Origin of the sequence: Klebsiella michiganensis (assembly GCA_000963575.1) — a bacterium.
Classification (GTDB): domain Bacteria; phylum Pseudomonadota; class Gammaproteobacteria; order Enterobacterales; family Enterobacteriaceae; genus Cedecea; species Cedecea michiganensis_A.
In genome coordinates, this window is sequence record CP011077.1 from 1,980,833 (window position 1) to 1,992,976 (window position 12,144).

Below are 12,144 nucleotides of genomic sequence, written 5' to 3' on the forward strand. Positions count from 1 at the left end.
TCTCCTTAACGGTGGCCGTAGGCGCGAGGGCGGGTGTAGTAGTCGATCAGCGGCACGGTAATGTTACCCAGCAGTACGGCGAACGCCACGCCGTCCGGATAGCCACCGTAGGTGCGAATTAGCCAAACCAGCAGGCCAACCAGCGCCCCGAAAATCAGTCGGCCACGGTTGGTCGTGGAGGCGGTGACCGGATCGGTCAGGATAAAGAATGCGCCGAGCATGGTTGCGCCGGAGAACAGATGCACTATCGGCGACAGGCATTTTTCCGGGGCAATAATCCATCCGAGCGTGGAGCAGACGGCTAAAGCCACCAGGAAGCCCGCCGGGATATGCCAGCGAATGGTTCCGCGCCACAGCAGGAACAGGCCGCCCGCCAGATAAGCCAGGTTAACCCACTGCCAGCCGAGGCCCGCCAGCACGCCGCCATAAATTGGCGCACTCAGAAGTTGTCCGGCGGAGTGGCCCGCATGCAAACCGGTTTTGAAGGTGTCCAGCGGCGTGGCCTGGCTGATGCCGTCGACGCCCATACGCAGCGTATCCATGGTACCGCCCGTGGCGGTTGCGCCGTGGAAAATCACCTGCAGGCTGTCAACAAAACCAGGTACAGTGGCGGCGATGGACTGCGGAGGCAGCCAGGAGGTCATCTGCACCGGGAAAGCAATCAACAGCACAACATAGCCAATCATCGCCGGGTTAAATGGGTTATTGCCGAGGCCGCCATAAAGCTGCTTGGCAATGATGATGGCAAACACCATCCCGACGACCACCATCCACCACGGCGCGAGAGGAGGAATACTGATCCCCAGCAAGAGGCCGGTCAGTAGGGCCGAGTTATCGCCAAGGTGGCTTTGTACGGATTTTTTGCGCAGGCGCAGCACCAACGCTTCGGCGGCCATAGCGCTGACAATCCCCAGCCCAACCTGAATCAGCGTTCCCCAGCCAAACCAGTACCACTGCATCGCAATGCCGGGCAGGGCTGCGAGACAAACCAGCATCATAATCCGCGCGGTGCTGCGCTGATTATGGGTGAACGGGGAGCTTGCGATTTTAAAAACCATTTATTCCTCTGGAAACATCTGAGCGGCTTTACGCGCCTGAACGCGGGCAATTGCCGCAGCCACTGCAGCTTTGCGTGGATCTTGTTCTTCTTGTGGGACTGATTGTTCGGTTTCCGCTTTCTGCGCTGCCTTGCGCGCTTTCGCGCGGGCGATGGCGGCTTCAACGGCGGCCTTGCGCGGGTCAACGGCTTCTTGCTCAGCGACTGCCGTTTCCGGGCTGTCCGTTTCCGGCGCGGCCTTGCGGGCTTTCGCGCGGGCGATGGCGGCTTCAACGGCGGCCTTGCGCGGATCAACGGGTTCTTGCTCAGCGGCGGCTGTTTCCGGGCTGTCCGCTTTCTGCGCGGCCTTGCGGGCTTTCGCTCGGGCAATGGCGGCCTCAACGGCGGCCTTGCGCGGGTCAACGGGTTCATGCTCAGCGGCGGCTGTTTCCGGGCTGTCCGTTTTCTGCGCCGCCTTGCGGGCTTTCGCGCGGGCGATGGCGGCTTCAACGGCGGCTTTGCGCGGGTCAACGGCTTCTTGCTCAGCGGCGGCCGTTTCCGGGCTGTCCGTTTTCTGTGCCGCCTTGCGCGCTTTCGCTCGGGCAATGGCGGCCTCAACGGCGGCTTTACGTGGATCGGTTGCGGTGTCGGGCGCAGACTCTGCCTGCAGCGCTTTCTCCGCCTGGCGCGCACGCGCTTCTGCCTTACGCGCTTCGCGGGCGGCAATGACTTCGCTATTGTCCGGCGTACTGCCGGCTTTCACCACCAGAGGTTCATCGCTGGTCTGCGTTTTTTTGCTTTTTACGCGGGCAAGCGCGGCCTGAATGGCATCATTGTCTTTCGCCGTCGGCTGAACCGCCGCGTTTTTATGACGCTCAAGGCGGGCGGCTTTCTCACGCTCCAGCCTTTCCTGACGGGCCTCAAAACGCGCCTTAGCCTCAACGGTGCGTTTAGCTTCCAGCTCGATCTCACGGATTTCAGCTTTTTCCTGACGGAAATACTGCACCAGCGGGATATTGCTGGGGCAAACGTAGGCGCAGGCCCCGCACTCGATGCAGTCCGACAGGTTATACGCGGTGGCTTTATCGTGCTGCTGGCCTTTGCTGAACCAGTAAAGCTGCTGCGGCAGTAGGTCGGCCGGACAGGCGTCCGCGCAGGCGCTGCAGCGAATACAGCCTTGTTCTTCTTCCGGCGCGCCCATTTCAGCCGGAGAGGGCGCCAGCAGGCAGTTGGTGATTTTCACCACCGGGACATCAAGCCAGGGCAGGGTGAAGCCCATTAGCGGCCCGCCCATAATCACTTTCTGATCCTGCCCCGGGCGGAAGCCTGCAAAGTTGAGCAGATGGCTGACCGGCGTCCCGAGACGCGCCCAGACGTTGCCCGGCTGAGTTACTGATTCGCCGGTTAAGGTTACAACTCGCTCGGTCAGCGGTTCGCCGTCAATCACTGCACGTTTGATGGCATACGCGGTGCCGACGTTCTGCATCAGAATACCGATGTCGGACGAACGGCCCCCGTGGGGCACTTGCTTACCGGTTAAAATCTGCGTCAGCTGTTTAGCACCGCCGGACGGGTATTTCGTCGGGATGACTCGAAGCTGCATATCATGGCTACCGGCCAGTACCGCTCGCATCATTGAGATGGCCTGCGGCTTGTTGTCTTCAATGCCGATAAGAATACGCTGTGGCTTAAGTATATGGGCCAGAATGCGCACGCCTTCGATAATTTGCGCGGCGCAATCCTGCATCAGGCGGTCGTCGGCGGTAATGTATGGCTCACATTCGGCGGCGTTAACGATCAGCGTGTCGATTTTGTCGCCGCCGCCCTGCAGTTTGCTGCCGGTCGGGAACCCTGCCCCCCGAGCCCGGCCACGCCGAACTGATGAATGCGTTCAATAAGGGCTTCGCGGCTCTGACAGCGGTAGTCGCTCCAGCCGTCTCGTTCAATCCACTGGTCTTCACCGTCGGCATCAAGAATGACGCTAAGTTCGGCGAGCGCGGAAGGGTGTGCTGTTGAGTGCGGCTCAATTGCCTTAATCGTCCCGGACGTTGGAGCATGTACCGGCAGCATACGCCCGCGCCCGCGGGTCAGCGGCTGGCCGCGCAGTACATAATCACCGGGTTTGACGCACAGTTCGCCTTCCGCGCCGATGTGCTGCTTCAGCGGAATAATGAGCCGGGACGGCAGGGGAACCTGGCGCAGCGGCGTGCCGTTAGACTGGGTTTTCATCTCCGGCGGATGAATGCCGCCGTCAAAGTCCCAAATTCTGTCTTTTTTAAAACGATTGAAGATATTAAGCATGGTTATCCGCCGGGATCATACGCACCGGGATGGTCTGCAAATCCCATTTCCAGCTTTCGGTCGTCGGGCCGACGGGAATCAGGTCGATGCAGCGGGTAGGGCAAGGATCGACGCACAGGTTACAGCCAGTGCACTGGTCGCTAATCACGGTGTGCATGGCGCGGGTCGCGCCGACAATAGCGTCAACGGGGCAGGCCTGAATGCATTTCGTGCAGCCAATGCAGTTCGCTTCATCAATAACGGCGAGCATTCGCACCGGCTCTGCGGCGGTGGCGTCGCCGTCAATCGGTTGAGGTTCCACATTCAGGGCGCTGGCAATTTTCAGCATTACGGCTTCGCCGCCAGGCGCACAAAGGTTGATTTTTGCGCCCTGGTTGCCAACGGCCTCTGCATAAGGGCGGCAGCCAGGGTAACCGCACTGGCCGCACTGGCTTTGAGGCAGCAGCTCGTCAATGCGGTCAACAATCGGGTCTTCTTCTACTTCAAAGCGGCGAGAGGCGTACCCAAGGATCAGGCCGAACAGCAGCCCCATCAACGTGACCGAAATAATGGCCATCCACAAGGTTGTCATCAGAACTTCACCAGCCCGCTAAAGCCCATAAAGGCAAGGGCCATCAGGCCTGCGGTGACCAGCGCGATAGCGTTGCCGCGAAACGGGGCAGGGATATCGGCCACTACCATGCGCTCGCGAATTGCCGCGAACAGCACCATCACCAGCGAGAAGCCCAGCGCGGCGGAAAAACCGTACACCGCAGACTGCAGGAAGTTATGGCCCAGGTTAATGTTCAGCAATGCCACGCCGAGTACGGCACAGTTGGTGGTGATCAGCGGCAGGAAGATACCCAGCAGGCGGTAAAGCGCGGGGCTGGTTTTACGCACTACCATTTCGGTGAACTGCACGACAACCGCGATAACCAGGATGAAGGCCAGGGTGCGAAGATAAATCAGGTCCAATGGCACCAGGATAAGTTCGTCAATGATCCACGCAAAAATAGAGGCGAGCGTCATCACGAAGGTGGTTGCCAGCCCCATGCCGATGGCGCTTTCCAGTTTTTTGGAAACCCCCATAAACGGACACAGACCAAGGAACTTCACCAGCACGAAGTTATTGACCAGTACGGTACCCACAAAGAGCAGCAAATAATCTGACATGATTCGACCTGAAACAAAAAAAGCCGCCTATTATCGACTAATCGGCGGGTGGCGACAACGGGCTATCTATAGGGTTATTACGGGTTAATGAAGGTCTGCTTCACTCGCTTCGAACGCTTCAAATAGGGCACCAGTAACGCAGCCGCAAGCAGGGAGGGCAGCAGCAACTGAACCGCGACCTTGTCGCTGACCGGCGAAAACGCGAAAGATTTAATCGCCAGCAGCACGGTGAGCAGCAGCCACAAAATATAATGCCGGACCACATTCTGGCGGCGCTTGAAGAACGCGATAGTCAGCCAGAGGGTATAAGCCCACATCGCCATCGCGCAGCCAACGGACAGGCTGAACAACAGCGTTGTTTTTGCGTCCGCACTGCCCAGCGCCTGGCGGGCTTCCGGGGAAAGAATCATCATCAGGAAACTTAACAGCGCCACGGAGCTGCTGAGCAACGACATCAGTAGCCATGCCAAAGGGGCCAGAAGCCAGCCGGCAATGCGCGGGGGTTGGGGCGTCGTCATGTGTCCTCCCGATTTTAAATAAGGTGAATAAAGCGGGGGATTATAAGGGATTTTGCCGCTAATGCTACCGGCAGCGGCTAGAGAACATAACGCCAGACCGTTTTCGGGACGCATCCAAGGTCGAAAAGGCGCCCGCCGGAGGCCAGTTCGGCCCGGCGGTGATCGGCCGCGCGGTACATATTCATGATTTCCTGGCTGTCGGTCAGGGTGTAATTCAGGTGATCAAAGAGCTTTTCCAGATTTTCCTGTGAGCTTATTTTGCGGAATTTCATCAGGTAATCCAGGGCACTGAGCGGGGTTGCATTTTCCATGGTATGTATCAATAAATAACCTTTGGCAAATTGAGAGGCGATGATAATCGCAAACGCGGTAGTGGCTTAGCGCTATTATTAATCGACGGAACAATTAGGAGTTTTCTTTGCGATTACCAGGAATATCGCGTCCTGCGATACATAAAATCTCCTTAATTTTAATTTACCGTGGCCGTTCGAGTTAAATAAATACCGCTGTTTAAAGGCGTAGTAACTGTCAGGGCTATTAGCAATAAGGGCTGTCTACTGCCTGGCAAATGCGCAATCCAGAAACTTGAGGTTGTCGCCTGCCGGGGGATAAGGTGAAATGCCGGAGTTCATTACAGAGAGGAAAACACATGAGTGATACCATCCGCGTCGGGCTTATCGGTTACGGTTATGCCAGTAAGACTTTTCATGCGCCGCTGATTTCCGGTACGCCAGGAATGATCCTCGCCGCAGTTTCCAGTAGCGATGCTGAAAAAGTGCATGCTGACTGGCCGGGGATGACGGTTGTGTCCGATCCTCAGCACTTGTTTAAAGATCCTGCCATCGATCTTATTGTCATTCCTACCCCGAATGATACTCACTTCCCGCTGGCCAAAGCGGCGCTTGAAGCCGGAAAACATGTGGTCGTTGACAAGCCTTTCACCGTCACGCTGTCCCAGGCGCGGGAACTGGATGCGCTGGCTAAAAAGCTCGGCCTGCTGCTTTCTGTGTTCCACAACCGCCGCTGGGATAGCGATTTCCTGACGGTGAAAAATTTGCTGGCGGAAGGGTCGCTCGGCGAAGTGGCCTATTTTGAATCCCACTTTGACCGCTACCGCCCGCAGGTGCGCAATCGCTGGCGTGAACAGGCGGGCGTCGGCAGCGGTATTTGGTACGATCTTGGGCCACATCTGCTTGACCAGGCCATTAACCTGTTTGGGCTGCCGGTCAGCCTGACCGTCGACCTCGCGCAGCTTCGTGCTGGCGCACAGGCGACCGACTATTTCCATGCCGTACTGGCTTATCCGCAGCGTCGTGTCGTGCTGCACGGCACGCTGTTGGCGGCGGCGGAAACAGCGCGCTACATCGTGCACGGAACCCGCGGGAGCTACATTAAATACGGTCTTGATCCGCAGGAAGATCGCCTGAAAGCCGGCGAACGACTGCCGCAGGAAGACTGGGGTTACGATATGCGTGACGGCGTGTTGACCCAGGCACAGGGCGAGTTAATGGCAGAGCAAACGCTGCTGACCGTGCCGGGTAACTATCCGGCTTATTATGCGGGGATCCGTGATGCACTGGCCGGTAAAGGTGAGAATCCTGTCCCGGCAGCCCAGGCTATTCAGGTCATGGAACTGATTGAGTTGGGCATCGAGTCCGCTAAAAAACGCGCGACCCTGAATCTTGCCTGAGAAAAGCCCTCGCCGCGAACGGGGAGGGCTTTATCTTAATGCAGGTCGTTAAAGTTGTAGGTAAAGGTCAGGCTGAAGCGTACGTCCCGACGGCTACTGTCGCTGGGTAAATCCGCCAGCGGCCTGGCCGCCTCAACGGAGACGGAATAGTGCCGGCTGTCCCCCAGCGTTACCCCGGTCGCAATAGAGGCCAGGCGCTGGTGGCGGAAACCCTGCTGATTGAACCAGGTCTGGGCGGTGTCGGCCACGATATAGGGCTGCACCGTGTTAATCCAGACGCCTTTATCGAGGCTATGGAGATAACGCATTTCAACTTGCCCGCCGTAGCCGTAATCTCCGCTGGCTTCGCCGTCAGGATATCCCCGGCCATAGCGTTGTGCGCCAAAACTCACACGCTCAGCTTCAGGCAAGTTATTATTCGACCAGTCTCCTTCCAGCGAAGTACTCAACCGCCATTTTGGCGTTACCAGCCAGGCGGCATCGGCATTGGCCTTCCAGCGCGTAAAATTGAGATTCGTGTTTGAGCCCGGCGTGACGCTGGCCCCAAAGCTATCAATGCCCTTGCGCAGCGTCAGGCGGGTGCTCCAGTTGGCGGTGTCGTACTCGCGGTAGCCCCAGGCCGAAAACTCTGCCGCCGGATAGCGCGCGCGCTGGCTGACGCCGGGCAAATCAATGGTATTGCCGAAGCCACTGGCACGTAGCGCATAATCGTCGCGCTTATCGACATAATCCAGCCCGCCGCTGACCGAGAATTGCTTCTTGCGCTCAAGCAGCAGCGGATAGCTAAAGGCTATCCCCCCGGTGTATTGGGTGGTTTTCTCCCTTGCATCGATAGAAATGTTTTGCGGCAGATAAAGCAGCGGCGTGTAGTCGCCAGGATTTTCACGATAGAAGCTGCCTTTCAGCTGCATCAGCAGGCCATTGTCGGTGAGGTATTGCTGATAGTTGGCGCCAAAATAGGTCTTTTTCGTATTACTATCCAGAGGGACCAGCGTGGCAAGCCCCAACTGATCGCCGTGGCTGGTGAGGTTGCTGAGCGTGCCGTTAATCAGCGCCAGATTTGAACCTTTGCGCGTGTCTATCGTGGAGGAAATATCCCAGATATGGGGCTGTGTGGCGTCAATTTTCATATCTGCCGCACCGTAAATATTATTGGGTAACGCGGCATTGGCTTCTACTTTTGTGGCTGGCGTGCGCTGCATCAGCAGGCTATAGCGGTCAAACGTAGCCTGACTGAGGGGTTTTTCATTCATCATCAACGCCGACAGACGGCTTAGACGTTCCCCCGTTTTTGCATTGTCGCTATTGATATTGCTGTGGGCGATATACCCTTCAACCAGCACAATACGCACCGTGCCGTCGTGGAAATTGTCGCTCGGCAGGTAAGCGTAAGACAGCGGCAGGCCATCCTGCTGGTAGCGCTGGGTAATGCCATTGGTTAACGTTATCAACTGGGCCAGCGGTACGGTTTTGCCGACCAGCGGCATAAACGGCTGAGCCAGGGAGTCAAGTTTATAGCGCGTTCCGCCAATAAACTGCAGATGTTTCACCGCGATCGGCGTTTGCGGGGTTAGCTGCGGGACCGGCAGCGTGGTTTTTACCTCCGGCTTTTTTTGCGGGACAGCCGGTATAGCAAGAGAACGAGCGGCTTTAGCGGGGTTATTGGGGTCGATAAGCGTGGGTGACATATCGGCGTGGCTGATACTCAGTGTGGCGCCGTAAAGCAACACGATACCCAGACGAGTGTCCATGATGAGCTCCCTTTACTGCGCAGCGAAGAAGATGCTGTGAAAAAAGTGCTCCCGCCGTTACCACGGGAGCACATGTGCTATAGCGAGCACTATTTGGTTTTCAAAAGACCGCTGACCGCGCCGGTAAGCCCGACTTGCTGGCCTGAACTTGTCTCACTTCCTGTCGCACTGGCGTTGACATTGGTGGTTAGCGAAGAGGTCAGGCCGCTCACCGTAGTGCCAAGATTGGTCACCAGGCCATTCCCTCCGACGCCGAGCGAGCCCGAAGCCCCCGCTGAAACGGAGCCGGAGCTGCCGCCGGTTTGTACTGGTTTCACCAACGCACCGCTGTCGGTCACCGCCTGGCCGGTATTCTGTACTACCTGGCCGAGGCCACCGAGGGATGGGTTGCTGCCGCTGATACTGGTTCCCAGCCCGCTGACGGTTCCTCCCGTGGTGGTCAACAGATTGCTGACCGGCGTACCCAGCCCGGTAGCTCCGCCCACGGCCTGAGTTGCTTTCTGCGTATCTGAGAGGGTGGTGTTAACCAACCCCGTTGCGCCAGTCGTCAGGTTGGACACGCCAGGGCTTTGCACCGTTTGGGTAAGAGCATTCCCGGTACCTGTCACGACTTGCCCCGCAGTATTGACCAGCCCACCTGCTGCGCCGGTCAACCCGCTGGCGGGTGTATTGGCCGTTGAACTTGCAAGATTGCTCCCTACCGCTGAGACCGTTGTTCCGAGGCCTGATACGGCAGTAGTGGCACCGGTCACGGTGGTTCCCACGCCATTCGGGTTGTTGGCATTGCCAAGCCCGTTGACTACGCCGTTGCCGACGGTTGAAATGGCGCTGCCGGTGCCATCAACGGCCACGGCAACTGTGGACGTCACAGGATTATTCACCGGCAACTGAGATGCTACGCCGCTGACCGTGCTGCCGACCCCATCCACAACGCCGCCCGCGTCCTTGACGACGTTATTGCCGGCACTGTTAGCCACGGTTGTCCCGCCGCCTGTGCCTCCGCCTGTACCGCCACCCGTCCCTGTCCCGCCCCCGGATCCACCTCCATTGCCCCCGGAGCCACTACCGCCGTTGTTTGCAGTATCAGTGCCCGTGGTACCGGCAGACCCGGCTGTTTTCGCCGTATTGTGCGAACTTCCGCCGCCGCCGCTACAGGCCGACAGGGAGAAAGCAAGAAGTACCGCCATCGCAATAGCGCTGAGGCGGCCAATGTTATTTGAGCGCATAGCAATACTCCACTATTAGCACGCCGGACGGCGTATTAATAAGTGTATGGCGTATTTGAATCACTGCCACATTACGGCTCATATAATATGAATTTAAATTTCCAAATGGGATTCCTGTCTTCTTTTTATACTTTGATGGCTAATATTTATCTTGTTAAATCAATAATTATCATTGAGTTATAATTTGACCATTAGGTAAATATTTTTTTGTATAAACTGACTTGATTTACTCGGTTTTATCTTCTTTAAATAGTTTTAAATTAAGCCTCGCTGTATTCATATTTTAGTTTTAGTTACGCTAAATACCTCGCGTTTCGCTGTAAGATAAAATGCGGCGTTGCGGGCGCGTATTTTTTGACAGTTTGCAGAATTGTTAACTCGCCAGCGCGGCCAATTTGTTGCAAAGTAACAGCCAAAATGATGTCTGGCAGGTAGAGGAACAGGATGGGTTGGCTACAAAAACTAAAAATTGATAATTTTTTACTGGTAATGATTGGTGTGGTGATCGTCGCGTCGCTGTTCCCGTGCGAAGGGATAGTGAAAACTGGGTTTGAATACCTGACGACGTTTGCCATAGCGCTGCTCTTCTTTATGCATGGGGCAAAGCTCTCCCGCGATGCCATTGTGGCGGGGATGGGGCACTGGAAGCTTCACTTAGTGGTGTTTCTCAGTACCTTTGCGCTGTTCCCGCTGCTGGGGCTGGCGATGGGCTTTCTCTCCCCGGCTATTCTGAGTCAGCCGCTGTATATGGGCTTCCTCTATCTTTGCGCGTTGCCCGCGACGGTGCAGTCGGCAATCGCCTTTACTTCCGTTGCCGGAGGGAACGTGGCGGCGGCGGTGTGTAGCGCTTCTGCGTCCAGTATCCTGGGGATTTTCCTGTCGCCTGTTCTGGTCGGGGCGCTGATGCAAACTCAGGAGGGGGCTACCGACACGCTGCACGCCATTGGCAAAATCATTATGCAACTGATGGTGCCGTTTGTTATCGGGCATCTTTCCCGACCGCTAATTGGCAAATGGGTGGATCGCCATAAAAAACTGATTGGCCTGACCGACAGGTCGTCTATTTTGCTTGTGGTCTATGTGGCGTTTAGCGAAGCGGTAGTGGAGGGGATTTGGCATCAGGTCAACGGCTTCTCGTTGCTGATGGTGCTGGTTTGCTCTCTGGTGCTGCTGGCGATTGTGCTGGTGGTGAATACGCTGGCGGCGCGTTGGTTGGGCTTTAATACCGCTGACGAGATTACTATCGTGTTCTGCGGATCGAAGAAAAGTCTGGCCAACGGCGTGCCGATGGCAAATGTGCTGTTTCCCGCCAGTGCGGTAGGGATGATGGTACTGCCGCTGATGATTTTCCACCAAATTCAGCTGATGGTTTGTGCCGTCCTGGCCCAGCGTTATGCCCGCAAAACGGCCGAACAAAAACGGCAGCTGGAATCCGCATCCTGACGCCAGCTGCCGGTATTTTTACGCCGCCTTAACCTTAGCGATAAGCGCCTGTTTTTCGGCTTCGCTCAGGAACGCGATCTTCAGGCCATTCTCCTGCGCGGTGCGAATATGCGCCGCGCTGAGGCCGGCCTGAGGTGCCGCGACTTTATACTCGTGAATAATATCGATGCCCTGGACCGCCGGGTCATCGGTATTGATCGTGGCCAGTACGCCGTGATCGAGGAAGGTAATCAGCGGGTGTTTGTCCAGGGCCGCAACGGTGCTGGTCTGAATATTTGAGGTCAGGCAGGACTCAATCCCGATTTTATGCTCGGCCAGGAAATCCATCAGCGCCAGGTCTTCAACCGCTTTTACGCCGTGGCCGATACGCTCTGCACCCAGCTCACGGATCGCCTGCCAGATACTTTCTGGCCCGGCGGCCTCACCAGCATGAACGGTAATCCGCCAGCCAGCGTCCCGCGCACGATTGAAGTGATTCAGGAACAGGCTGCCCGGGAAGCCGAGTTCGTCTCCGGCTAAGTCCAGCGCGGTAATGCTGTCGCGGTGGGCGAGCAGGGCATTGAGCTCCGCTTCACAAGCGGCTTCACCGAAAGTACGGCTCATAATGCCTATCAAGCGGGCTTCAACGCCAAAATCGCGGCAGCCCTGACGTACGCCTTCAATCACGGCTTCAACCACGCCCGCGACCGGCAGGTTATGGCTCATTGCCATATAGCCGGGGGAGAAGCGCAACTCCACATAGTGCAGGCCGTTACGAGCGGCGTCTTCAATGTTTTCCCAGGCGACGCGGCGGCAGGCCTCGAGATCGCCCAGTACTTTGACGCCCCAGTCCAGCTTCTGCAGGAAACTGACCAGGTCCGGTGCAGTTTCAACCACCTGAACGTGAGGACGCAGGGTTTCGAGGGTGTGGGCAGGTAGAGATAAATTAAACTGGCGGCCGAGATCGAGGATGGTTTGCGCACGAATGTTGCCATCAAGGTGGCGGTGCAAATCGGTTAACGGCAGGGTGGTATCAATCATGGTCGCA

Annotated in this window: 10 protein-coding genes and 1 pseudogene; 2 read left to right on the top strand and 9 right to left on the bottom strand. The window is 57.0% G+C overall.

Annotated features, from left to right (window positions below; all coding sequences use genetic code 11):
• Positions 1 to 5: 5 nt before the first annotated feature.
• From rnfD to VW41_09450, 6 genes and pseudogenes are all read right to left on the bottom strand, one after another.
• Entirely contained in the window at positions 6 to 1,058 is a 1,053-nt protein-coding gene (gene rnfD / locus VW41_09425; protein AJZ89242.1) for an electron transporter RnfD, read from the bottom strand.
• Positions 1,059 to 3,337, bottom strand: a pseudogene (locus VW41_09430) (electron transporter RnfC).
• Complete coding sequence (locus tag VW41_09435; GenBank protein ID AJZ89243.1) at positions 3,330 to 3,908, bottom strand: electron transporter RnfB; 579 nt, start codon at positions 3,906 to 3,908, stop codon at positions 3,330 to 3,332. Before VW41_09435 ends, VW41_09430 begins: the two are co-directional and overlap by 8 nt.
• Positions 3,908 to 4,489: an electron transporter RsxA gene (locus VW41_09440; GenBank protein AJZ89244.1), complete on the bottom strand. Its 582-nt coding sequence runs from the start codon at positions 4,487 to 4,489 to the stop codon at positions 3,908 to 3,910. Before VW41_09440 ends, VW41_09435 begins: the two co-directional genes overlap by 1 nt.
• 77 nt (positions 4,490 to 4,566) lie before the next feature.
• Positions 4,567 to 5,007, bottom strand: a complete 441-nt coding sequence (locus tag VW41_09445) for a membrane protein (protein AJZ89245.1) — start codon at positions 5,005 to 5,007, stop codon at positions 4,567 to 4,569.
• A 77-nt stretch (positions 5,008 to 5,084) separates the two neighbouring features.
• Positions 5,085 to 5,318, bottom strand: coding sequence for an oriC-binding nucleoid-associated protein (locus VW41_09450; GenBank protein ID AJZ89246.1), 234 nt, complete (start codon positions 5,316 to 5,318; stop codon positions 5,085 to 5,087).
• A gap of 338 nt (positions 5,319 to 5,656) precedes the next feature.
• On the opposite strand from VW41_09450, the gene VW41_09455 reads away from it, so the two are divergent.
• Positions 5,657 to 6,697, top strand: a complete 1,041-nt coding sequence (locus VW41_09455; protein AJZ89247.1) for an oxidoreductase — start codon at positions 5,657 to 5,659, stop codon at positions 6,695 to 6,697.
• Positions 6,698 to 6,732: 35 nt separating this feature from the next.
• Here the strand turns inward: VW41_09455 and VW41_09460 are convergent, their stop codons facing one another.
• Entirely contained in the window at positions 6,733 to 8,448 is a 1,716-nt protein-coding gene (locus VW41_09460) for a Heme/hemopexin utilization protein B precursor (protein AJZ89248.1), read from the bottom strand.
• Between the two features lie 89 nt (positions 8,449 to 8,537).
• A complete protein-coding gene (locus tag VW41_09465; GenBank protein ID AJZ89249.1) occupies positions 8,538 to 9,674 on the bottom strand; it encodes a hypothetical protein in 1,137 nt (378 codons plus the stop codon).
• A gap of 444 nt (positions 9,675 to 10,118) precedes the next feature.
• Here VW41_09465 and VW41_09470 point away from each other — a divergent pair, with 444 nt between their 5' ends.
• Positions 10,119 to 11,117 carry a hypothetical protein gene (locus tag VW41_09470; GenBank protein ID AJZ89250.1) on the top strand — a complete coding sequence of 333 codons (999 nt, stop codon included), beginning with the start codon at positions 10,119 to 10,121 and terminating at the stop codon, positions 11,115 to 11,117.
• Between the two features lie 18 nt (positions 11,118 to 11,135).
• On the opposite strand, the gene VW41_09475 is transcribed toward VW41_09470, so the two are convergent.
• Positions 11,136 to 12,137, bottom strand: coding sequence for an adenosine deaminase (locus VW41_09475; protein AJZ89251.1), 1,002 nt, complete (start codon positions 12,135 to 12,137; stop codon positions 11,136 to 11,138).
• Between the last annotated feature and the right edge of the window lie 7 nt (positions 12,138 to 12,144).

Bases quoted from the DNA above. Each gene is read 5' to 3' on its own strand.
- VW41_09435 (AJZ89243.1), bottom strand. From the start codon at position 3,908: ATGACAACCTTGTGGATGGCCATTATTTCGGTCACGTTGATGGGGCTG.
- VW41_09450 (AJZ89246.1), bottom strand. From the start codon at position 5,318: ATGGAAAATGCAACCCCGCTCAGTGCCCTGGATTACCTGATGAAATTC.
- rnfD (AJZ89242.1), bottom strand. From the start codon at position 1,058: ATGGTTTTTAAAATCGCAAGCTCCCCGTTCACCCATAATCAGCGCAGC.
- VW41_09470 (AJZ89250.1), top strand. From the start codon at position 10,119: ATGGGTTGGCTACAAAAACTAAAAATTGATAATTTTTTACTGGTAATG.
- VW41_09460 (AJZ89248.1), bottom strand. From the start codon at position 8,448: ATGGACACTCGTCTGGGTATCGTGTTGCTTTACGGCGCCACACTGAGT.
- VW41_09465 (AJZ89249.1), bottom strand. From the start codon at position 9,674: ATGCGCTCAAATAACATTGGCCGCCTCAGCGCTATTGCGATGGCGGTA.
- VW41_09455 (AJZ89247.1), top strand. From the start codon at position 5,657: ATGAGTGATACCATCCGCGTCGGGCTTATCGGTTACGGTTATGCCAGT.
- VW41_09445 (AJZ89245.1), bottom strand. From the start codon at position 5,007: ATGACGACGCCCCAACCCCCGCGCATTGCCGGCTGGCTTCTGGCCCCT.
- VW41_09475 (AJZ89251.1), bottom strand. From the start codon at position 12,137: ATGATTGATACCACCCTGCCGTTAACCGATTTGCACCGCCACCTTGAT.
- VW41_09440 (AJZ89244.1), bottom strand. From the start codon at position 4,489: ATGTCAGATTATTTGCTGCTCTTTGTGGGTACCGTACTGGTCAATAAC.